Consider the following 22336-nt stretch of genomic DNA (forward strand, 5'->3'; position numbering starts at 1 on the left):
GTGGAGGCTTCCTCTCCGGAACGTCCTCTAACCTGTGCGGCATGAACGCACCGGGGGATGTCGTCGACGGCCGTTTCGAGCTGGTGGAGCGGCTGGGCAGCGGAGGAATGGGCACCGTGTGGCGGGCTCGCGACACGGTGCTGCACCGCGAGGTCGCGCTCAAGGCGGTCCGGTCCGACGCGGACACGGTCGGTGTGGTGCGCGAGCGGGTGCTGCGGGAGGCGCGGGCGCTGGCCCGGCTGAGCCATCCCCATGTGGTCACCGTCCACCAGATCGTGGCCGCCGACCCGCACCCCTGGATCGTGATGGAGCTGGTGCCGGGCGTCTCGCTCCAGCGGCGCCTGGACGACGGCCCGTTGACTCCGGTGGAGGCGGCCCGCGTCGGCCGTCAGGTGCTCGGCGCGCTGCGGGCCGCGCACGCGGCGGGCATCCAGCACCGGGACGTCAAGCCCGCCAACATCCTCCTGCGTCCCGACGGCGACGCCGTCCTCACCGACTTCGGCATCGCCGCCCTGCAGGGCACGACGGCCCTCACGGCGACCGGCGAGCTCGTCGGTTCGCCCGAGTACATGGCCCCCGAGCGGATCCGGGGCCGCGACGACGACCCCGCCGCCGACCTCTGGTCGCTGGGCGTGGTGCTGTACGTGTGCGTGGAGGGCGTCAGCCCTCTGCGCCGCCCCACCACGCTTGCCACCCTGGCCGCCGTACTCGACGAGCCTCTCCCGCCGCCGACCCGCTCGGGCTCGCTGACGCCGGTGCTCGACGCCCTGCTGGTACGGGACCCGGCGGCGCGCCCGGACGCCGCCCGCCTTGACACGATGCTGGCGCAGGTGGAGGCCGGTACGACGCCGTACTGGGCACAGCCGACGCTGACCGCCGCCGCACCGCCCGCGCCTGCGACGCCGACGCAGCTCGACACGCCCCGGCCCACTGTTCCGCAGCGGATGCACGAGCCCCGGCGCCGGGGGCCCCTCGTCGTGGCCGTGACTGCAGGGCTCGCGATCGCCACCGCGGCGGCTCTGGTCCTCCTCGCCCTGCGCCCCGGCGACACCGGCGACGACAAGGCCCGCGCCACCTCGAACGCCCCTGCGGCCACGACGTCCATCCCCACCCCGGCGAAACAACAGCCGACGCCCGCACCGACCCCCACCACGAAGACCGCCACTGCCACCCCGCCCGCCACCCCCGACGGCCGCTGGATCGCCCAGCTCCACTCCGAACCCGTCGCCGCGGGCACCGCGGCCCGGGACAAGCGGCTCGCCACCGTCCGCCGGTCGGTGCCGGAGGCGGCCGTCCTGCGCAGCGACGAGTACGCCTCCCTGCGCCCCGGCTACTGGGTGATCTACGCCCCCGGCCCCTTCGCCGACGGCCGCGCCGCCCTCACCTTCTGCGCCGAGCGCGGCCGCACTTCGGTGAGCACCTGCATGGGCCGCTACCTGAGCACGGACGCGAGCGAGTACAGCCTCCAGTGCCGCCCTCCGGCCACCGCACCGACGGGCTCCTGCACACGAACCGACTGAGCAGCCCGGGAGAGGCCGCGGTCCGCCGGGCGGGTGACACGGGCCCGGCGTACCCATCGGCGTACCGAAATGACTGTTTAATCCTCATATCTTCATACGGTGATCACATCTGTACGCCGCGTCACCGCCCTCTGCGCCCTGGGTGCGGCGCTCAGCGCGCTCGCCGCCTGTGCGCCGCACGAGGCGACCCGGGCTCCCCTGCCCGCGCCCAGCGCCACCGCCGGCGTCTCCCCCATGGCAAGGCCGCCGACCCTGGCCCCCGGTCCCGCCGGTGTGACGCCCGTCTTCGAGCACGGTCCACGCGGTCGGGACAAGGCCGTCGCGCTCACCTTCGACGCCGACATGACCGCGGACCAGGGGCCCCGGGCGGCGCGGGGGGAGCGGTTCGACAATCCCGGGCTGGTCGCTGCCCTGCGGGAGTTGAAGGTGCCGGCGACCGTGTTCATGACGGGGCGATGGGCCGAGGAGTACCCGGATCAGGCCCGGGCCATCGGGCGGAACCCGCTGTTCGAGGTCGCCAACCACTCCTACAGCCACTACGCCTTCACCGAGGACTGCTACGGGCTGCCGACGGTCGGCGAGGAGCGGATGCGGGTGGATGTGGAGCGTGCGTACGCGGCGTTGCGGAAAGTGGGGGTCCGTGACGCGATGCCGTACTTCCGGTTTCCCGGCGGCTGCTACGACCGGCGCGCTCTGAAGGCGCTCAGCCCGGCCGGCGTCACCGCCGTGCAGTGGGACGTGGTGAGCGGGGACGCGTTCGCGACGGACGCCCGTGCCGTCGCGCAGGAGGTGCTGGACGGGGTGCGGGCGGGGTCCGTGGTCGTCATGCACTGCACGCTCAGTGCCGCTCCGACGACCGAGCGGGTGGTCCGCAGCGTCGTACCCGAGCTGCGCGCCAGGGGCTTTCGGTTCGTGAAGGTGTCCGAGCTGATCGGGGCGGCCGGCGGGCGGACCTGATGCTCGTACGCTGGACGCATGAGCGAGGAACAGGCCACGAACGACTACTGCCTGATCGACGCGACCCGGCCGCCCAAGGCCGACGGGCCGCCGTACGCCGAGTGCGTGCTGTGCCGGGAGCCCACGGAGTACCCGGAGTCGTACAAGGGGATCACGCTCTGCCCGGTCTGTGAGTGGCAGGAGGCGCAGCGCACGGCCTGTTCGGGGTGAGCCCTTCCTCAGGGTGACCGGCGGGACGTGAGCGCGCAGGCCACGGCGATCGCCGCCGCCGTGAGCAGGCCCGCCGCGGCCAACGGCAGCAGGGGCATGGGGACCGTGCCCGAGCGGGAGCCGGTGACCAGGCCGCTGACCGCCGCCTGTGCCGGGGAGCCGGTCACGACCACGGACAGCAGCGCCGCGAGCAGCATCGTGGGGACCGCGCGTCCCGTGGAGCGCAGCAACGGCCAGGTGGTGAGGGCGCCGACGGCCGTGCCGAGCAGGGCGCAGGCCAGCGTGGCGAGCAGCCCGGCCGCGCCCGCCGGGAGCCGCGGCACACGCGTCTGGTGATCCGCGCTCACCGGATCGCTGATCAGCGTCACGACGAGGGTCGCGAGCGTGCCCAGGACCGCCGCCGCGGTCAGCGCGACCAGCAGTGCGGCGAGGTGCGCCCGCCCCGGCCCGACCGCCGCGGACACACAACTGCGGGCGGCGGGCGGCTCGTTGGTGACGCAGATCCGCACCAGCCAGGCGGCGACGGGCAGCAGGGCCGCGGCCGTGTAGCCGAGCGAGTCGAGCACCGGCTGACCGCTCGACACACCGATCCCGAGGAACACGACGTACAGGATGAACGGCGGCAGCCAGCGCTGCGAACGGGCCAGCAGGGCGCTCTGGTAGCTGAGAAGGGCGGTCATCGGCGGCTCTCGGTCTCGGGGGTCGGCTCCTGTCTCACGCTCACCACATGCCAGGGCGGGCGGGCCGTCAGCAGGGCGCGCAGGAGGACGTCCGAATGGGACGCGGGGACGGTCAGGCGGTGGGTGCCGGGCTCGGGTTCCTCCGCCGATATGACGGTGCGGGTCGCGTCGGCGGGGAGCTGTCCGCCCCGCGGGCCCTGCACGACGACGGTCACGTGCGGGCCGGCGGGTGCCGAAGGCGCGTCTTCCGTACGCAGGCCGAGTCCCGCGTCCCGCACGGTGTACGTCGCGTCGGGCGCTCCCGCCAGGCGGCCCGGGTCGTGGTCCACGAAGACCACGGCGGTGCCGCCCGCGGTGCGTTCGACGACGGCCCGCTCCAGTTCCTCGCGAGCGGCGGCGTCGAGGCCGGTCCACGCCTCGTCGAGGACGAGCAGCTCCGGTTCGGCGAGGAGGGCCTGGACGACGGCGACCTTCTGGCTGCTGCCCTTCGACAGCTGGGCCATCGGCGTACGGGCGTACGAGGCGGCGCCGAAGCGGTCGAGCCACTCCAGGGCGGCCCGGGTGGCCGCGGCACGGGAGAGGCCGTGCACCTTGCCGAGATGGGTGAGGTAGCCGACGGCGGTGAAGGGGAGGGCCGTGGGGAAGCGTTCGGGGACGTATGCGGTGCGGGGGCGGCCGGTGATACGGCCCTCGGTCGGGGCGTCGATGCCGGCCAGGAGCCGGAGGAGGGTGGACTTGCCGGTGCCGTTGGGTCCTTCGACGCGGATGAGGTTGCCGGGCGGCACGGTGAGATGCACGCCGCGTAAGACCCATGGGCCGCGCAGGCCGTAGCGGCGGCCCACGTTGTCCAGACGAAGATCACGTTGCATGGAGGACATCCTGTCCCATGGCGCGTGGCGGCCGGCCGGGAGCTGATCGCGCTCACGCGGCGGACCAGCCAAATCGACACGGTTCCGCGCCCCTTAGGGTGTTGTCGTGAGCCAAGAACCGACGTCCGCCGGCGACAGCCCCTTCCGGTCGGAGCCCAGTGCCCGCGATGACGCTCCGCAGTTCGTACTGCCTCTCGTCGTACGGATCGAGCGGGGCGCTCCACCCGCTCGCACCGACGCCCTCGAAACCTCCGCCCGCGCCGTCCTGGTGATCCTCGACGACGAGCGCTCCGTCGGCGACGGCGAGTGGGCCGCGGCCATGCGGGACTGGCAGGACGCCCGGATCCGCAAGGTCGTGCGGCGGGCCCGCGGCGCCGAGTGGCGGCGGGCGGAAACGCTGCCGGGCATCACCGTCACCGGCAAGTCGGCCGAGGTGCGGGTCTTCCCGCCCGTGCCGTTGGACGGGTGGCCCAAGGAACTGGCGAAGCTCCAGGTCTCCGGCACCGACCTCGACGACCCGGAGCCCCCCGTGGACGCCGACCCGTCGGCGCCCGTGCTCTGGCTGAACCCCGACCTCGACATGTCGGCCGGCAAGGCGATGGCGCAGACCGGGCACGCAGCGCAACTCGCCTGGTGGGCGCTGTCGGACGAGGAACGGGCCGCCTGGCGCGACGCGGGGTTCCCGCTCGCCGTACGGACCGCGGACCCGGAGCGCTGGCCCGAGCTGACGACCCGAGGGCTGCCGTTGGTGCGCGACGCGGGGTTCACGGAGATCGCGCCCGGATCGTGCACGGTGGTCGCCGACCATCCGGCGCTGCGGTAGGACACGGGCGTTCCTCGGAGCGGCTGCCGGACCGGCGCCGGGCAACCGGAACCCGGCCACGTAATCGCGCTGAAGGCCCTGTTCGATGAGCTCACCGAGACCGTCCGGAATCTCGGTACCTGAGCAACCACCCGGCGGGCAGGTGTGCCGTGTTCAGGTCTCAGGCGTGCTTGCGCGGGGCGTTTGAACGCTGTCGGCGTGCGGTGCGTACGACCTTGCGAGGCCGCTCGCCGGGTGCGGGGAGCGGGACGCGGGTCCCGGCCGCCCAACCTCAAATGTTGCTCTGAAGGTGCCCGCCCAGGGGTTCGGGCGGGTCCCGCGGGGCCATACCCCCGTCACGTCCGGCACGTCCGAGGAGACGGGGCAGCGGGTACGGAAAAGGCCGAGGAGGGGACGATGGAGCGACTGGGTACGGGGATCGGGTGGCGTCCGGAGATCGCGGACGCCGTGGAGCGCATGCCGGGCATCGACTGGGTCGAGGCCGTCGCCGAGAACGTCTGCCCCGGGCATCTTCCGGAGTCCCTGGTACGGCTGCGGGAGCGCGGCGTGACCGTGATCCCGCACGGCGTCTCGCTCGGGCTGGGCGGAGCGGAGCGGCCCGACGCCGGGCGGCTGACCGCGCTCGCCGAGCGGGTTCAGGCGCTGGGGGCGCCGCTGGTCACCGAGCACATCGCGTTCGTACGGGCGGGAGGGCCGCTCACGGCGTCGCCGCGCCTGGAGGCGGGGCACCTTCTGCCGGTCCCCCGCACCCGGGACGCCCTCGACGTGCTGTGCGAGAACGTCCGTATCGCGCAGGACGCGCTGCCCGTGCCGCTCGCCGTGGAGAACATCGCGGCCCTCATCTCCTGGCCGGGCGAGGAGATGACGGAGGGGCAGTTCCTGTACGAGCTGGCCGACCGCACGGGGGTGCGGCTGCTCATCGACGTGGCCAACCTCCACACCAACCACGTCAACCGGGGCGAGGACCCCGCCAAGGCCCTCGCCGAACTTCCGCTGGAGGCCATCGCGTACGTCCATGTCGCGGGCGGCTTCGAACGCGACGGCGTCTGGCACGACAGCCACGCCCACGCCGTGCCCCGGCCGGTCCTCGACATCCTGACGGACCTCGCCTCCCGCGTGACCCCGCCCGGGGTTCTGCTGGAACGCGACGAGAACTTCCCGGAGCCGGGGGAGCTGGAGCGCGAGTTGGGGGCGATTCGGGGGGCGTTGGAGAAGGGGGCGGTGGAGAGGGAGGCCACTGAGAGGCGGGCGTCGGCAGAGGGGGCGGCGCAGGGAGGCCTGGTGTCCGCGGAGAGGTCGTCCTGCGTCGACACCCCACCCCGGGACAAGACGGTGCGGTCCGAGGCAGTCACCGATCCCGCTCGTCAGCGGCTCGCCCTCGCACAGGCCTCGCTGCTGTCCGCGCTCGTCGCCGGGACGCCGGTGCCCGAGGGGTTCGACCGGGTACGGCTCGGCGTGCAGGCGCGGGCGCTCGCCGGCAAGCGGGCGGACGTCGTGGCGAAGGTCGCGCCCGAGCTGCCGGTGATCCTCGGGAACGGGTATCGACGGGCCTTCCTCGGCTACAGCCACGGGCACCCGATGACCGACGGCTACCGGCGCGACGCCCTGGCCTTCGCCGGGTACCTGCTGGCCGGCGGCCGGCTCGAAGACGCCCGGGTCCGGGCGGAGTTGCAGGAGTGGTGGCTGGAGCGCTCGGGCCCGACGCCGCGGTCGCGACGGCCGGGGGTACGGCTGGCCCGCGCCACGCGACGCGTGCTGCTGCGGCGCTGAGCGGGGAAGCGGACGGGGCGGCTGCGGCGATGAGCCGGGTGCCGGGCACGGCACACTCCGGCGCCGAAGTAATATGCCAACCCACCCCCGAAGCGCACTAACGTGCGGTGCCGCACCAGGAGGCACCATGCGATCGCAACCCCGCGTCAACGGCCGAGGCATCTTCAGCGGCACCGGGCTGATCATCACCGGCCTGACGGCGACGCTGTTGGCGATGGTCTTTCCCATCTGGTCGTACGCCGACCGGTCCGGGACCGGGCTGGACGTGCTCAACGCGGAGACCGTCTCGACCGGGTACGGGCCGCTGTCCGCGCTGGACCGCGACTTCATCACGAAGGTCCGGCTGGCAGGGCTGTGGGAGCTGCCCGCCGGTGAGCAGGCGCAGCGGAAGGGCACCACCCCGGCCGTACGGACCGCCGGCCGGCACCTCATCGAGGGGCACACGTTCCTCGACGAGCGGGTACGTGACGTCGCCGCCAAGCTCAGCCTCGCGCTGCCGAACGAGCCCACCGAGCAGCAGCAGGAGTGGCTGGACACCCTGAGCGCGGCCCAGAGCGTCGAGTACGACCGACAGTTCGCGAACATCCTGCGCCTGGCGCACGGCAAGGTGTTCTCCGTCGTGGCGCAGGTGCGGGCCAGTACGCGCAACTCCCTCGTCCGCAAGCTCGCCGACGACGCCAACACCACGGTGCTGGACCACATCACGGTCCTGGAGGCGACCGGCTACGTCGACTACGACGCCGTGGCCCGGGACATGGTCGCCGACAGCACCCCTCCGCCGACGCCCTCCCCCGCCCCGCCCGGGCCGACCGAGGACCCCGCTCCGGCCGTCCCGATGAGCCCGCCCCCGTCGCCGTCACCCAAGTACACCCTGCCGCCGGCCGCGACCAGCCCTCGCCCGCAGGGGTCCTGACGCCCTCGACGCCCTATCCGGAACGTCACATCCCGGCAACTCTCGGTCCGTATTGTGAATAAGGCATGGCGTTTCACTGGGCCTTTGGCATAGAAACGCGGCATGTTCTGGGTCCTTCTCCTCCTGCTGGCCTGGGCCGTCGCCGGCACTGCCTGCACGCGCCTGTGCCTGGCCGCCGTACACGCCGCGGCCTCGGACGCGACAGAGGCGACCGCGGGCCGGGGACACGATCTGACGCTGTACGAGGCCGCTTTCCTGTCCGGCGGCCCGCGACGGGTCGCCGATCTGACCCTCGTCTCCATGGCGCGGCAGCGGCGCCTGCTGCTCGCGCACACCGGCTGGGCGACGGTCGTCGATCCGCGCGGCCGGGACGAGATGGAGCGCTCGGTGATAGGGGCCATCGGGCCGCAGGGCCAGTCCCGCATCGAGCCGGTGCGGGACGCCGCAGCCGCGGCCGAGGCGGTCGGCAGCCTCGCCGACCGTCTGGTCAGCGCGGGCCTCGCCGTACCCGACGGGGAGCGCACCGGGATCGCGGCCGCGATCCGGCAGGTGCAACTCGCCGCGGCCGCCGTACTGGCGTTGGGCGCGGTCGCGCTGCTGGCGCCGGCCCAGTCGGACGTGCCGGCCCACCTGGTCGCGCTCTGGTTCGCGCTCCCCTTCGTGCTCACCCTGAGCTGTCTCGCCATCGCCCGGATCGAGATCCACCCGTACGCGCAGTGGGCCTCCCCGGCCGGGCAGCGGCTGCTGAGCACCCTGGTCCGGAGCTCTGGGGCCGGGGACGACCGTACGTACCTCACCTCCGTCGCGATAAGGGGCGTACGCGCGATCGGCGAGCCGGACCTGCGTGCGGCCTTCGCGCACCGCGAGCCGCACCACCACGCGTTCCACCGGCAGGACTGACAGCTACGACTGACAGCCCGTCGGCTCGGTGACGCATAGGGGGCATTGAGGCCGACACCGGCAGGGTGGTGCTTGCCTTCATCAACAGACGAACGAAATATCCCTTTTGTTGCTGCCGTGCACCGAAGGGATACGCCATGAGAGCTGCCGCCCTCTACTCGGTCGCCGGGGCTCTGCTCCTGACGACCCTCTCCGCCGCTCCGGCCGGCAGCACCGGGGCCGCCCCGGGCACGGTCGAGCAGCACGGCACGACCGTGGCCGCCGCGCGCGCCGAGGCCGCCGGCATCACCTTCGGCGAATGCTCCAAGGGGCAGGGCCTGCCGGGCAAGATGCAGTGCGGCACGGTGTCCGTCCCGCTCGACTACGCCCGCCCCGACGGCAAACAGATCAAGCTCGCCGTCAGCCGGGTGCGGGCCACGCACAAGGACCCGCACAACAGCAAGCGCCGGGTGCCCGGGCAGGGCGCCCTGGTCTACAACCCGGGCGGGCCGGGTGCCTCCGGGCTGCACTTCCCGCTGATCGGCCTGCTGCCCGCGTGGAAGCGGCTGGCGGCAGCGTACGACCTGGTCGGCTACGCCCCGCGCGGGGTGTCGCCGTCCGCGCCGCTGTCCTGCCAGGACCCCAAGCAGTCCGTCAAGGGGCCGGTGCAGGCGCCGACGCACCCCTCGGAGGAGTACAAGAAGGAGCGCATCGCCCGGGCGAAGGCGTACGCACTTGGCTGCGCGCAGCGCACGGGCACCGCCCTGCAGCACTACAACTCCCTGAACAACGCCCGTGACCTGGACGTCCTGCGGGCCGCACTGGGCGAGTCGAAGCTGACCTTCATGGGGGCGTCGTACGGCACCTACTTCGGCGCGGTGTACGCGACGCTCTTCCCCTCGCACGTACGGCGGATGGTGTTCGACTCGGCAGTGAACCCGGACCCGGCGCAGATCTGGTACCGCAGCAACCTCGCCCAGTCGGCCGCGTTCGAGGAGCGGTGGGCGGACTTCCGGGAGTGGGTCGCCGAGCACGACGACGTGTACGGCCTCGGCGCCACGTCCGACGAGGTGCTGCGCAGCTACCAGAAGGTACGGGCGCGGCTGGCCGAGGAGCCGGCGGGCGGGAAGGTCGGGACCGGCCAGCTGCAGGAGGCGTTCCTGCAGGCCGGGTACTACGACGACTACTGGCCGTCACGCGCGAAGGCGCTGTCGGCGTATGTGAAGGGCGACCCGAAGCCGCTGGTCGAGCTGGCCGCGCCGGCGAAGGAGGCGGCGGCCGAGGACGAGAACTCGAGCGCGGTCTACACGGCCGTGGAGTGCAACGACGCGCCCTGGCCGACGGACTGGGCGGTCTGGGACCGGGACAACACGCGGCTCGCGCGCGTGGCGCCGTTCGAGACCTGGGACAACGCGTGGATGAACCTGCCGTGCGCCTACTGGCAGGCGCCCCGCCAGGAGCCGCTGGATGTGCGGACCGGGCGGGGTGAGTTGCCGCCGATCCTGATCCTGGCCGCCGAGCGGGACGCCGCCACGCCGTACGACGGGGCGCTGGAGATGAACCGGCGGCTGTCGGGCTCGGTACTGGTGACCGAGCGGGACGCCGGCACGCACGGCATCGCGTACGGCCCGAACGCGTGCGTCAACGGTCACGTCGACGCCTACCTGCTGGAGGGCCGCCTCCCGGCCCGGCGTGCGGCGTGCGAGGGGCACCCCGAGCCCAAGCCGGAGCGCCCGGGCGAGAGCAAGGCGAAGAAGCTGAGGCAGCACACCGCGACGAAGCCGGGCGGCCGGCCTCAGCAGGCCACCGCCCGGCTCCCGCACTGATCAGGCGAGCCCGGCCACCAGTTCGGCCACGCTCTTGCGACGGCCCGTGTAGAACGGCACCTCTTCGCGGACGTGCATGCGGGCCTCCGAGGCGCGCAGGTGGCGCATGAGGTCGACGATGCGGTACAACTCGTCGGCCTCGAAGGCCAGGATCCACTCGTAGTCGCCGAGCGAGAACGAGGCGACGGTGTTGGCGCGCACGTCCGGGTAGCCGCGGGCCATCTTGCCGTGGTCGGCGAGCATGCGGCGGCGGTCCTCGTCGGGCAGCAGGTACCAGTCGTAGGAGCGCACGAAGGGGTAGACGCTGACGTAGTCACGGGGCGTCTCGTCGGCGAGGAACGCCGGGATGTGCGAGCGGTTGAACTCGGCGGGGCGGTGCAGCGCCATGTTCGACCAGACCGGCTCCAGGGCGCGGCCCAGCCTGGTGCGACGGAAGAGGTTGTACGCCTCCTGGAGCTGGTCGCTGGTCTCGGCGTGCCACCAGATCATGACGTCGGCGTCGGCGCGCAGCCCGGACACGTCGTACGTGCCGCGGATCGTCACGTCCTTGGCGGCGAGCTGGTCGAACAGCTCCTGGACCTCGTCGGCGTACCCCGCGCGGTCCTCGGGGAGGACGTCCTTCAGCTTGAAGACGGACCAGAGGGTGTAGCGGATGACCTCGTTGAGGTCCTTGGCCAGCTTGCCCTTGTTCGGGATCCTGCCGGACTCGGTGGTGGAGGCGTCGTCACTCATGTCCCCTATTCTCCCGCTCCGCCGTGCAGACTCTGCACCGGGTTGGCGGTGAGCTCCCCGACACCGCTCAGATCGCCGTCGAGCTGGTCCACCGCGGCGTACGCGCTCGCGATGCACGCGGGGATGCCCACCCCGTCGTACTGCGCGCCGCACACCGCGAGGCCCGGCACCTCGGCGACGTGCTCGCGGACGCGGGCCACGCGCGCGTGGTGGCCGACCGGGTACTGGGGCAGGCCGTCGGTCCAGCGCGTGACGCGGGTTTCCAGCGGGGTGGCGTCGAGGCCGGTCGCCGCCCGGAGGTCCCGGCGGGAGACGTCGACGAGGTGGTCGTCGTCGCGGCCGAGGATCTCCGTCTCGCCGTAGCGGCCCACGGATGTACGCAGCACGACCACATCCGGGTTCTCGTCGGCGATCCAGCCCCACTTCTGGGAGGCGAACGTCGACGCCTTGATGGTGCGCCCGTCGACCGGCGGCACGAGGAAGCCGCTGCCCGCCGGCAGGTCGGTGTCGGCTCGGCGGTAGGCGAGGGTGACCAGGGCCATGGAGGCGTACTCGATGCCGTCCAGCTCGGCGGCTGCCTTGGGGGCCTCGGCGCGCAGGAGGGCGGCGGCGGCCGGCGCGGGTACGGCGACGACGACCGCGTCGGCGTGCAGCACCCGGTCACCGGCGACGACACGCCACCCTCCGGACGCCTCCCGGCGCCACTCCGTCACCGGCGCCCCGGTCACGATCTCGCCGCCCCGCGCGCGCACCGACTCCGCGACGGCGAGCGGGAGTTGGCCCACGCCGCCCTCGATACCCATGAACACCGGCCCGGTCTGCCGACCGGCGGCGGCCTTGGCCTGGATCTCGCGAACGCCCTCGGTGAGGGACTCGTGCGTCTTCGCCGCCTGGTAGAGCTGCGGCACCGCCGAGCGCATCGAGATGCGGTACGCGTCGCCCGCGTACACGCCACCCAGCAGGGGCTCGACCAGGCGGTCGACCACCTCGCGGCCGAGGCGTGCCGCCACGTACTCGCCGACCGCCACGTCGTCCCCGACCTCCGTGCGGGGCAGGTCCGCGTCGCGCTCGATGCGGGCCAGCCCCTCGTCGGACAGGACGCCGGTCAGGGCGGCGGCGGTGCCGGGGACCCCCATCACATGCCCCTTGGGCATGGGGCGCAGGGCGCCGCGGGTCCAGATCGAGGCCGTCGCGGTGGCGGGCGGCTGCAGGCGGTCGGCGAGGCCCACCTCGCGGGCGAGAGCGACGGCCTCGGGGCGGCGGGCCAGCATCGACTCGGCGCCGAAGTCCACGCGCGCACCGGCGATCGTGCCGGGCAGCAGCTTGCCGCCGACCCGGTCCGAAGCCTCCAGGACGGTCACCCGCCTGCCGGCGGCCAGCAGCCGGTGGGCGGCCGCCAGACCGGCGATCCCGCCGCCGATGACGACGACCTGGCCGGCACCCCTACGAGTCTCAGCTTCGCGCATGTCCCCAGCCTCTCAGACCCCACTGACAGCCCGTCCGCGCCCTGGTGTCCCGCACGAGTCCCGACCGTGACCGCATCGGGACCGTTTCCCGCCAACGTTCGGCCGGACCCGCGCGTCGAAGAAGCATCAGTCGCCACGACAACCCTCGGGGGTACGCCCACATGCGCGCACGACGATCCGCACGATCCGCACCACCCGTACGACCGGTTCAGGTCCTGACCGGCCTCCTGCTGGCCGCCGCCCTCGCGCTCACCGGCTGCAGCGGCACGGGCGACGCGGGGTCCGACAGCGACGCCGCGGGGGGCGCGGCCGCCAAGCAGGAGGTCCAGGCGAGTGCGGACGCGGGCGCCCCGGGCAGCGGCTCCGGCGCGGACCGGGCGACCGCGCCGCCCAAGGCCACGGCGAGCCACATCATCCGTACGGCCTCACTGACCGTGCAGGTCAAGGACGTACCGAAGGCCCTCGACGAGGCCCGCGCCACCACCGAGAACGCGGGTGGCTACGTCGGCAACGAGACGACCACCGGCGACGGGAAGGGCCATGAGCGCACCCGGGTCGTCCTGCGCGTGCCCGTCGACAAGTACGCCGAGGTCCTCGCCGATCTGGAGGGCGCCGGCAAGCTGATCGAGCGCAGCGCCAAGGCGCAGGACGTCACCGACCAGGTCGTGGACGTGGAGAGCCGCATCACGTCGCAGCGGGCCAGCGTGGCCCGGATCCGCGAGCTGATGGACCGGGCGACCAGGCTCAGCGACGTGGTCACGCTGGAGGGCGAGCTGAGCTCCCGCCAGGCGGACCTGGAGGCGCTGCTGGCCCAGCAGGCGTCCCTGAAGGACCGCACCAGCCTGGCCACGATCACCCTCTCCCTGTCGGAGACGCCGGTGAAGAAGGCGGCCCCGAAGGACGAGGACCCCGGCTTCCTGGACGCGCTCGCGGGCGGCTGGGGCGCGTTCGTGACGATGCTGCGCTGGCTCGCGGTGGTGTTCGGCGCCGTGCTGCCGTTCGCCGCGGTGGCGGCACTGATCGTGTTGCTGTGGCTGAAGGTCCTGCGGCCCCGGATGCCCCGCCGCCCGGCGACCGCGCCCGCGACGACCGCCCTGGGTCCGCTGCCGACGGCCCGCCAGGCACCGGGGCGCACGCACGCGGGGGACGAGCGCGGCGCCGAACAGGGCGGCGAGCGGGACTGAAATGCCCGGCGCTCGTAGCGTGTTCGCATGAACATGAGCGCTGCGAGTGGTGGGTCGGGAACGCGAGAACGACTGGTCGTCATCGGAGGCGACGCCGCGGGGATGTCCGCGGCGTCGCAGGCGCGGCGCCTGAAGAGCGCCGAGGAGCTGGAGATCGTGGCGTTCGAACGCGGCCACTTCACCTCCTTCTCGGCCTGCGGCATCCCGTATTGGGTGGGTGGCGACGTCCCGGAGCGCGACCAGTTGATCGCCCGTACGGCCGAGGAGCACCGCGCGCGGGACATCGACCTGCGCATGCGGACCGAGGTCACGGAGATCGACGTGGCAGGCGGCCGGGTACGCGCGCGTGACGTCGATTCCGGCGCCGAGTCCTGGACGCCGTACGACAAACTCGTCATCGCGACCGGCGCCCGCCCGATCCGCCCCGACATGCCGGGCGCCGACGCCCCCGGCGTCCACGGCGTGCAGACCCTCGACGACGGCCAGGCCCTGATCGACACGCTGGACCACACGCGTGGCCGGCGCGCGGTGGTCGTCGGCGCGGGCTACATCGGTGTCGAGATGGCCGAGGCGCTCATCAACCGCGGCTACGAGGTCACGGTCGTCAACCGGGGCAGCGAACCGATGTCCACGCTCGACGCGGACATGGGCCGTCTGGTGCACGAGGCCATGGAGGGCCTCGGCATCACCATGGTCAACGACACCGAGGTCACCAAGATCCTCACCGGCGAGGACGGCCGGGTCCGCGCGGTGGCCACGCAGGACGCCGAGTACCCGGCGGACGTGGTCGTCCTCGGCATCGGCGTCCGCCCCGAGACGACCCTCGCGCGAGCGGCCGGCCTTCCCCTCGGCGACCACGGCGGCCTGCTGACCGACCTCGCCATGCGGGTACGCGGCCACGAGAGCATCTGGGCGGGCGGCGACTGCGTGGAGGTCCTCGACCTGGTCTCCGGCCAGGAACGCCACATCGCCCTCGGCACGCACGCCAACAAGCACGGCCAGGTCATCGGCACGAACGCCGCCGGCGGCTACGCCACGTTCCCCGGCGTCGTCGGCACGGCGGTCAGCAAGGTCTGCGACCTGGAGATCGCCCGCACGGGCCTGCGCGAGAAGGACGCCCGCCGGGCCGGCCTGCAGTACGTCACGGCCACGATCGAATCGACGAGCCGCGCGGGCTACTACCCCAACTCCTCGCTGATGACGGTCAAGATGCTCGCCGAACGCCGCACGGGCCGCCTCCTGGGCGTCCAGATCGTCGGCCGCGAGGGCGCGGGCAAACGAGTCGACATCGCGGCGGTCGCCCTGACGGCCGGCATGACGGTGGAACAGATGGTGTCCCTGGACCTGGGATACGCGCCCCCGTTCTCCCCTGTCTGGGACCCGGTCCTGGTGGCAGCCCGCAAGGCAGCGAAGGCGGTCAACACCGGACCTTCATGACAGGCGGCGCGGGCAACGCCCTCAGGGGCGCGGGGCTGTAGCGATATGCGTTCATCCCAGTCCGGAAGGAGGTACGGGTACGCGGGCCCGTCGGCCGACCCCGGATCCGGCCGGACGCGGTCGCCGGGGACAAGGCGTACTCGTCCCGCGGAAACCGCGCCCACCTGCGGGTGCCGGACGCCAAGGGCGGGCAGGAGTTGAGTCAACGGTCAACCAGCCGTGCACGCGGGGCCTCACCCGTGGATTCCACGTCGGTGTCGTCGGTGCCCACCGGGCCGCGGGGAAGCATCCGGTCCAGCCACTTCGGCAGCCACCAGTTGGTCCGGCCGAGGAGTGTCATGGTCGCCGGTACCAGCACCATGCGTACGACCGTGGCGTCGATGAAGATCGCGGTGGCCAGGCCGAGCCCGAACATTTTGGTGGAGGGGTCCTCGGCGACGGCGAAGGACAGGAAGACCGCCACCATGATGAGGGCGGCCGAGGTGATGATCCGGGCGGTGCGCGAGACGCCCTCAACGATCGCCGTGCCGTTGTCGCCGGTGCGCAGGTACTCCTCGCGTACGCGGGAGAGGAGGAACACCTCGTAGTCCATCGAGAGGCCGAACAGGATGGCGAAGAGGAACATCGGGATGAACGACACGATCGGAACCGTCGCTTCCAGCCCGATGAGTGCGCCTCCCCAGCCCCACTGGAAGACCGCGACCATGATGCCGTAGGCCGCGCCGATGCTCAGCAGATTCAGCAGTACCGCCTTGAGCGGTACGAGTATCGAGCGGAAGACCGGCATCAGCAGCAGGAACGACATCGCCAGCACGGCGGCGACGAACACCGGCAGGCGTTGGCTGGTGCGTTGGCCCACGTCGGACAGGCTCGCGGCGGCGCCGCCGACGTGAGCCTTGGCCGGGCCGTGCCCGATCGCCGTGGGCAGCACGTCGGTGCGCAGCCGGGCGATGGTGTCGGCCGTGGCCTTGTCCTGAGGGCTGGTGGTCGGGAACACCACGAGGGTCGCGATGCCGGTGGCCCGATCGATGTGCGTCGGCGCGACGGATGCGATGCCCGGATCCGCCGCGACCGCCCCGACGAGTCGGTCCAGCACTCCCGGATCACCGGTGGGGTCCGCGGCGATGACGAGGGGACCGTTGGTGCCCGGGCCGAACCCCTCGGCGACGAGGTCGTAGGCCCGGCGCTCGGTACGGCTCTGTGGCAGCGAGCCGTCGTCGGGCAGGCCGACGCGCAGGCCGAGCACGGGCAGCGTCGCCGTCAGCAGCAGCGCCGCGGCGCCGACCGCGTACGGCACCGGGTGCCGGCCGACGTGCCCGAGCCAGCGCCGCCACCCGGCGGCGGGGACGGCGCCCGCCGCCGTGTCCCGCCGTCGGCCGAGGCGGCCCGACCGCCCGGCCCGAAGTGCCCGGCCGATCCGGCCGGCCCGGCCCAGCCGCGGGCCCGCCGCGCCGAGGAAGGCCGGCAGCAGCGTCACCGACGCGAGCACCATCGTCAGGACGACGATCGAGACGGCAACCCCGCCCACCGTCATGAACGGCACGTTCGCGACCGCGAGGCCGAGGATCGACACGACGACGGTGCCGCCGGCGAAGACCACCGGCCGCCCCGCCGTTGCCACCGCTCGTCCGGCCGCCGCCCGCGGATCGAGCCCGCACGCGAGGTACTCCCGGTGCCTGGCGAGCACGAACAGCGCGTAGTCGATGCCCACTCCGAGCCCGACCATGCTGCCCAGGACCGGTGCGAAGGTGGGGACCTCCGTCACCCCCGCCAGTACCGTCATCGTGGCGACCCCGAGGGTCAGCCCGAAGACCGCCATGCCGATCGGCAGCGCGGCGGCGACGAGCGAACCGAACGCCAGGAACAGGATCGCGGCCGCGGCGAGGAGGCCGATCAGCTCGCTCGCGCCGCCGTCGGGGTCGGAGAAGGCGTAGAAGAGGTTCCCGCCCATCTCGATACGCAGGGGCAGTTCGGCGCGCAGCCGGTCGTCGAGATCGACGAGGGCGTCGAGGTCTTCGGCCGACAGCCGGCTCTGGTCGGGGTACTGCACCCGGACGACCGCGATCCGCCCGTCGGCCGAGACGAGCCCGCCGCGCACGGCGGTGTCCCCGCCCGCGTCGAGCGCCCCCGCCGGGTCGCTCGTGCCGAGCACGTGCGGCAGCCGCTTCACCTCGGTCTGCAGCCGCGTGAGAGCGGTGCGTGCGCTGCCGTGGTCGAAGAACGTCGCACCGCCGTCGAGGGGGGTGACGACCACTTGGGCGGTCATCCCCTCCTGGCCGGTGCCGGCCCGCTCGATCAGTTCCGCGGCCCGCTGGGAGTCCAGTCCCGGAGCGGTCATCGAGTCCGCGGTCCGCCCGCCGAAGGCGATCGCGGCGAGGACGGCGAGCGTGGCGGCGATCAGCCATGCCGCGATCACCCGCCAGGGATGGCGGGCGGCGCTTGCGCCCAGGCGCAACAGGGCTTTCGAGAGCATCGGGTCCTCCAACCACCTCGTCGGCCGTCCTTGTACGGCCGCCGATGCCGAGGCTCGTCGCCACGGCGCTCTGCGGCATCGGCCCGCGGGCCGCGGATCCGTCGGCCCCAAGTCGGAGTGACGCCCCGTCCTTTCGGCCGATGCGCGGCACGCCGCGGTCCCTAGGCTGAGAACCGTGCTCCGAGACGACCTGCGAACCCTGTGGACCGAACCCCGGCCGCCCGACGCGCCCGCCCGGGTGCGGCGGGACTGGGCGCTGCTCGCCGCGGGCCTTGCCGGTGTGGCCCTGGAGGCCACCATGCGCGAGAACGTCGTGTGGCGGCCGGTGGCGGTGGTGTTCGCCGTATGGCTGTGCCTGCTGCCCCTGTGGCGCCGGACCCGCCCGCTGGCGATGGTGACGCTGGCGTTCGGCTCGGTGATCCTGCTTCAGGTGGCCTGGCTCGTCGCCGCACCGCGCGAGCCCGTCGGCCTGTACACCGGCGCGGTCGTGCTCGTGCTGGTGTACGCGCTGCCCCGGTGGGGATCGGGACGCGAGATCGTGCTGGGCGGCGCGGTGATCCTCGCGGCCAGCGCGCTGTGTTCCGTCACGGACGAGACCCCGGTCGTCGAAAATGTCGTGGGCTTCGTCTTCCTGCTGCTGCCCGGCGTGGTCGGGGCTGCCGTGCGGTTCCGGGTGACCGCTCGCGAGCGGCAGGTGGAGCAGGTGCGCTCCCGCGAGCGCGAGCAGCTCGCCCGGGAACTGCACGACACGGTGGCCCACCACGTGTCGGCCATGGTGATCATCGCCCAGGCGGGCCGGGTGCTCGCGGGCACCGACCCGTCCGCCGCCGTCAAGGCGCTGGAGGGGGTCGAGGAGGAAGGGGCGCGCACGCTGGAGGAAATGCGCGCCATGGTCGCCGCGCTGCGCGACCGCGGGGTCGGCGCCGAGCTGGCGCCCCCTGCCGGAGTCGCGGACCTGGAGCGCCTGGTGCGCACCCCGGGTGGTCGCCTCAGGGTCGACCTGGGGCTCGACGGCGAACTGGACGCGCTGCCCCCGGCCGTGGACGCGGCCGTCTACCGGATCGTGCAGGAGTCGGTGACCAACGCGCTGCGCCATGCGGTCGACGCGACCGAGCTCGTCGTTCGGGTCGCCGCGGAACGGTACACGGTACGGGTGAGCGTGCGCGACAACGGCCGGCGCACCGGCCGGGGTCGCGACGGATACGGACTTACCGGACTGCGCGAGCGCGCGACCCTGCTCGGCGGCACACTACGAGTCGGCCCGGGTACCGACCGGGGCTGGCATGTCGAAGCCGAACTGCCGAGAGCGAGGAGCGAGAGCGGTGTCCATTCGCGTCCTCGTCGCTGACGACCAGACGATCATCCGCACCGGGTTGCGGATCATGCTGAACGCCCAGCCCGGCATCGAGGTGGTCGGCGAGGCCGCCGACGGACAGGAGGCGGTACGTCTGGCCCGCGAACTGCGCCCCGACGTCTGCCTGTTCGACATCCGCATGCCCGTGATCGACGGGCTCGAGGCCACCCGGCTGGTCGCCGGCCCGGGCGTCGCCGACCCGCTGGCCGTGGTCGTCATCACCACGTTCGACCTCGACGAGTACGTCTACGGCTCACTGCGTGCCGGCGCCCGCGGATTCCTCCTCAAGGACACGGGACCGGACCTTCTGGCGCAGGCCGTACGGTCGGCGTCCGACGGTGAGGCGCTCATCGCGCCCAGCGTCACCGTCCGTCTGCTCCAGACATTCGCGGACCTGCCCGCCGGCCGGCCCGTGGCCCAGCCGGTCTCCCCCGTCACCGCCCGCGAGGAGCAGGTGCTCCTCGCCGTCTCTCGCGGGCTGACCAACACCGAGATCGCCGATGCACTGCACATCAGCCTCAGCACGGTGAAGACGCATCTGGCCAGCCTGATGGCCAAACTCGGCGCCCGCAACCGGGTCGAGATCGCGATGTGGGCCTACGAAACGCGCCGTATCCTCCCCGGAACCTGAGCCGGGTGCCGGGTCATGGCCCATGAGTCCCCGCCCGGACATCAGTGCAGGTGAGACACCCGATACGACAAGACTCCCGACAGCTACCTCGCCAGTCTCCACCTGCACGCCTCGATGATCTGGATCAAAGACCTCACCTGGACCACCCGATGATCACGACTCGATACGCGCCCTAGGCGGATCCGTTGATCCGCTCAATGGCCTGCCGAGCCTGCTCAGCCGGCGGCCGCGACGGCAACGACGACACGGACGCGCTCACACTCGGCGGCATCGCGGCAGCGGGCTGCTCCCCCGCCGGCTTCGCATGCGCGGCCCCCGGCCGAACCGACCGCAGCCGATGGCTGACGGCCTCGTCCAGCGTCACCGGCCGCTGCATCTGCGAAGCGAGGCGGCCGGCCTCCTGCCCCAGCCGAGCAACGTCTTCCCACGGCAGCCGCACCACCACCGCGATCTCGGCCTCCCCGTCGGGCAACGCGTGAATCGGAGGAGTAACTCGGTCGTTCATCGCCTGTTCCTCACGTAGACCCCGCGACCCGCCTTCCCCGTGCCGCGGGCGGTTGCCGACACATACGCGCGCGACGACGGGCCCGTTCACCGATTCGTGGCAGACATCGGGGGCAGATACACCTCGTGGTCATCCCCGTCCATGACGTGAACCCGGTGCGCCGCACCCCCTGGGTGACATACGCACTGATCGCCGCGAACGTCCTCGTCTTCCTGTCCACGCCCGGCACGGCGGGCACCGTGGCCGGCGAGAGCAGCCTGTCCCAGCTGTGCCATCTGCACGCGTTCCTGGACCAGTACGCGGCGGTGCCGAGGGAGTTGATCCACGGTCAGCTGCCGGGAGTGGTGCCGACCGGCGAGGTCGCCGTCGGCCCCCGGGGCCCGGGCTGTGTGATCGGCCCGCCCGGCTACGACAAGTCCCCCGCCCTGTCGGTCTTCACGGCGATGTTCCTGCACGGTGGCTGGCTGCACCTGCTGGGCAACATGCTGTTCCTGCTGATCTTCGGCAACAACATCGAGGACCGCATGGGCCACGTGCGGTACTTCCTCTTCTACGTCGTCTGCGGATACGCGGCGTCGTACGGCTTCGCGCTCCTCAACGACGACTCCGCCGAACCGCTGATCGGCGCCTCCGGAGCCATCGCGGGCGTACTGGGCGCCTATCTGGTGCTGTATCCGAAGGCCAGAGTGTGGGTCCTCGTGCCGTTCCTGATCTTCCTGCCGCTACGGCTGCCCGCCTGGCTGGTGCTCGGGTTCTGGTTCGTGCTGCAGGCGGTGTACTCGAACGGCGACGGCGTCTCCGACGCGGGCACCGTGGCTTATGCGGCGCACATCGTCGGCTTCCTGGCCGGCATGGCGCTCGCGTGGCCGCTCAAGCCGGGGACACCGCCGCCGCCGGAGCCGCGCGGCCTGCTGTTCGGCAGGAGAGCGCGGCCCCACACGTGGTGAGCGCCGTCAGCGAGCCGTCTGCTTGTGGACGTACTCGACGAGGCGGGTCAGCGCGTCCGGATCCGTGGACGGCATGACGCCGTGGCCGAGGTTGAAGACGTGGCCCTCCAGACCGGCGGCCGTGTCGAGGACCTCGCGGGTCTTGGCCTCGACGGCCTCGGTGCCGGCGAACAGGACCGTCGGGTCCAGGTTGCCCTGGAGCGCCTTGCCGGGACCGACGCGGCGGGCGGCCTCGTCGAGCGGGACGCGCCAGTCGACACCGACGACGTCCGCGCCGGCCTCGCCCATGAGCTTCAGCAGCTCACCGGTGCCCACACCGAAGTGGATACGCGGGACGCCGTAGGACTCGACGGCCTTGAAGACCTTCGAGGAGGCGGGCATCACCGAGCGCACGTAGTCGGCGGGGGCGAGCGCGCCGGCCCACGAGTCGAACAGCTGGACCGCGGAGGCGCCGGCCTCGATCTGCACCTTGAGGAACGCGGCCGTGATGTCCGCGAGGCGGTCGAGCAGGTCGGCCCAGAGCTCCGGGTCGCCGTACATCATCGCCTTGGCGTTCTCGTACGTGCGGGACGGACCGCCCTCGACGAGGTAACTCGCAAGGGTGAAAGGCGCGCCCGCGAATCCGATGAGCGGAGTGGCCCCGAGCTCGCGGGTGAGCAGGCCGACGGCCTCGGTGACGTACGAGACGTCCTCGGGGGTCAGGTCACGCAGCTGGGCAAGGTCGGCGCGGGTGCGGATGGGGCGCTCGACGACCGGGCCGATGCCGGGCTTGATGTCGAGGTCGATGCCGATGGCCTTGAGCGGGACGACGATGTCGCTGAAGTAGATCGCCGCGTCCACGTTGTGCCTGCGTACGGGCTGCAGGGTGATCTCGGTGACCAGCTCCGGCCGCATGCAGGAGTCGAGCATCCCGATGCCCTCGCGGACCTTGCGGTACTCCGGCAGGGAGCGCCCGGCCTGCCGCATGAACCACACGGGCGTGTGCGGCACGGGCTCGCGCCTGCACGCCTTGAGGAAGGCGGAATCGTACGTGGCGGTCGGCGGCGTCTGGTTGGCACTCACGGGGGCAAGTCTCGCACGGCCGCAACAGGGCCGGCGCTGGGGTTGCCGTGTTGTCCGGGTGTCCCTCCCTGCACGAAGCCCCGGTTCCCCTTAATCTT

General features: G+C 72.7%; 20 protein-coding genes. 13 read left to right on the forward strand and 7 right to left on the reverse strand.

Annotation, left to right across the window (positions count from 1 at the left end; genetic code table 11):
• The first annotated feature begins 41 nt into the window (after positions 1-41).
• The 3 genes from OHT51_RS09925 (at position 42) to OHT51_RS09935 (ending at position 2687) form a co-directional block, all read left to right on the forward strand.
• Positions 42-1520 (forward strand): serine/threonine-protein kinase, encoded by a 1479-nt coding sequence (locus OHT51_RS09925; protein ID WP_328878550.1) that lies wholly within the window; start codon positions 42-44, stop codon positions 1518-1520.
• Between the two features lie 99 nt (positions 1521-1619).
• The gene (locus tag OHT51_RS09930) at positions 1620-2477 is read left to right on the forward strand and encodes a polysaccharide deacetylase family protein (RefSeq protein WP_328878551.1); all 858 of its coding nucleotides are present in this window, start codon (positions 1620-1622) and stop codon (positions 2475-2477) included.
• 18 nt (positions 2478-2495) lie between these two features.
• Positions 2496-2687: a hypothetical protein gene (locus OHT51_RS09935; protein ID WP_328878552.1), complete on the forward strand. Its 192-nt coding sequence runs from the start codon at positions 2496-2498 to the stop codon at positions 2685-2687.
• 8 nt (positions 2688-2695) lie between these two features.
• On the opposite strand, the gene OHT51_RS09940 is transcribed toward OHT51_RS09935, so the two are convergent.
• Positions 2696-3367: an ABC transporter gene (locus OHT51_RS09940; RefSeq protein ID WP_328878553.1), complete on the reverse strand. Its 672-nt coding sequence runs from the start codon at positions 3365-3367 to the stop codon at positions 2696-2698.
• Positions 3364-4236 carry an ABC transporter ATP-binding protein gene (locus OHT51_RS09945; RefSeq protein WP_328878554.1) on the reverse strand — a complete coding sequence of 291 codons (873 nt, stop codon included), beginning with the start codon at positions 4234-4236 and terminating at the stop codon, positions 3364-3366. The genes OHT51_RS09940 and OHT51_RS09945 overlap by 4 nt, the downstream gene beginning before the upstream one ends.
• 106 nt (positions 4237-4342) lie before the next feature.
• On the opposite strand from OHT51_RS09945, the gene OHT51_RS09950 reads away from it, so the two are divergent.
• From OHT51_RS09950 to OHT51_RS09970, 5 genes are all read left to right on the forward strand, one after another.
• The gene (locus tag OHT51_RS09950; protein WP_328878555.1) at positions 4343-5059 is read left to right on the forward strand and encodes a peptidyl-tRNA hydrolase; all 717 of its coding nucleotides are present in this window, start codon (positions 4343-4345) and stop codon (positions 5057-5059) included.
• Between the two features lie 396 nt (positions 5060-5455).
• Complete coding sequence (locus OHT51_RS09955) at positions 5456-6829, forward strand: DUF692 domain-containing protein (protein ID WP_328878556.1); 1374 nt, start codon at positions 5456-5458, stop codon at positions 6827-6829.
• Positions 6830-6956: 127 nt separating this feature from the next.
• Entirely contained in the window at positions 6957-7742 is a 786-nt protein-coding gene (locus tag OHT51_RS09960; RefSeq protein WP_328878557.1) for a DUF4142 domain-containing protein, read from the forward strand.
• A 102-nt stretch (positions 7743-7844) separates the two neighbouring features.
• Positions 7845-8642: a TIGR04222 domain-containing membrane protein gene (locus tag OHT51_RS09965; RefSeq protein WP_328878558.1), complete on the forward strand. Its 798-nt coding sequence runs from the start codon at positions 7845-7847 to the stop codon at positions 8640-8642.
• Positions 8643-8779: 137 nt separating this feature from the next.
• Entirely contained in the window at positions 8780-10447 is a 1668-nt protein-coding gene (locus tag OHT51_RS09970; RefSeq protein WP_328878559.1) for an alpha/beta hydrolase, read from the forward strand.
• Here the strand turns inward: OHT51_RS09970 and hemQ are convergent, their stop codons facing one another.
• Together hemQ and hemG are read right to left on the reverse strand one after the other, a co-directional pair.
• Complete coding sequence (gene hemQ / locus OHT51_RS09975; protein WP_328878560.1) at positions 10448-11179, reverse strand: hydrogen peroxide-dependent heme synthase; 732 nt, start codon at positions 11177-11179, stop codon at positions 10448-10450.
• 5 nt (positions 11180-11184) lie between these two features.
• Complete coding sequence (gene hemG / locus OHT51_RS09980; protein WP_328878561.1) at positions 11185-12645, reverse strand: protoporphyrinogen oxidase; 1461 nt, start codon at positions 12643-12645, stop codon at positions 11185-11187.
• A 161-nt stretch (positions 12646-12806) separates the two neighbouring features.
• Between hemG and OHT51_RS09985 the strand changes: the two genes are divergently transcribed.
• Positions 12807-13829, forward strand: coding sequence for a DUF4349 domain-containing protein (locus tag OHT51_RS09985; RefSeq protein WP_328878562.1), 1023 nt, complete (start codon positions 12807-12809; stop codon positions 13827-13829).
• Positions 13830-13856: 27 nt separating this feature from the next.
• Entirely contained in the window at positions 13857-15266 is a 1410-nt protein-coding gene (locus OHT51_RS09990) for an FAD-dependent oxidoreductase (RefSeq protein WP_328878563.1), read from the forward strand.
• A gap of 202 nt (positions 15267-15468) precedes the next feature.
• On the opposite strand, the gene OHT51_RS10000 is transcribed toward OHT51_RS09990, so the two are convergent.
• Positions 15469-17739 carry an MMPL family transporter gene (locus OHT51_RS10000; RefSeq protein WP_328878564.1) on the reverse strand — a complete coding sequence of 757 codons (2271 nt, stop codon included), beginning with the start codon at positions 17737-17739 and terminating at the stop codon, positions 15469-15471.
• Between the two features lie 175 nt (positions 17740-17914).
• Between OHT51_RS10000 and OHT51_RS10005 the strand changes: the two genes are divergently transcribed.
• Together OHT51_RS10005 and OHT51_RS10010 are read left to right on the forward strand one after the other, a co-directional pair.
• Positions 17915-19087 carry a sensor histidine kinase gene (locus tag OHT51_RS10005; RefSeq protein ID WP_328878565.1) on the forward strand — a complete coding sequence of 391 codons (1173 nt, stop codon included), beginning with the start codon at positions 17915-17917 and terminating at the stop codon, positions 19085-19087.
• Positions 19062-19724: a response regulator transcription factor gene (locus OHT51_RS10010; RefSeq protein ID WP_328878566.1), complete on the forward strand. Its 663-nt coding sequence runs from the start codon at positions 19062-19064 to the stop codon at positions 19722-19724. The genes OHT51_RS10005 and OHT51_RS10010 overlap by 26 nt, the downstream gene beginning before the upstream one ends.
• A gap of 172 nt (positions 19725-19896) precedes the next feature.
• Here the strand turns inward: OHT51_RS10010 and OHT51_RS10015 are convergent, their stop codons facing one another.
• On the reverse strand, positions 19897-20229 hold the full coding sequence (locus tag OHT51_RS10015) for a hypothetical protein (RefSeq protein WP_328422104.1): 333 nt from the start codon (positions 20227-20229) through the stop codon (positions 19897-19899).
• A 125-nt stretch (positions 20230-20354) separates the two neighbouring features.
• Between OHT51_RS10015 and OHT51_RS10020 the strand changes: the two genes are divergently transcribed.
• Complete coding sequence (locus tag OHT51_RS10020) at positions 20355-21176, forward strand: rhomboid family intramembrane serine protease (protein WP_328878567.1); 822 nt, start codon at positions 20355-20357, stop codon at positions 21174-21176.
• A 6-nt stretch (positions 21177-21182) separates the two neighbouring features.
• Here the strand turns inward: OHT51_RS10020 and hemE are convergent, their stop codons facing one another.
• Complete coding sequence (gene hemE, locus OHT51_RS10025) at positions 21183-22238, reverse strand: uroporphyrinogen decarboxylase (protein ID WP_328878568.1); 1056 nt, start codon at positions 22236-22238, stop codon at positions 21183-21185.
• Positions 22239-22336: the final 98 nt, after the last annotated feature.

Source organism: Streptomyces sp. NBC_00299, from assembly GCF_036173045.1.
Taxonomy (GTDB): domain Bacteria; phylum Actinomycetota; class Actinomycetes; order Streptomycetales; family Streptomycetaceae; genus Streptomyces; species Streptomyces machairae.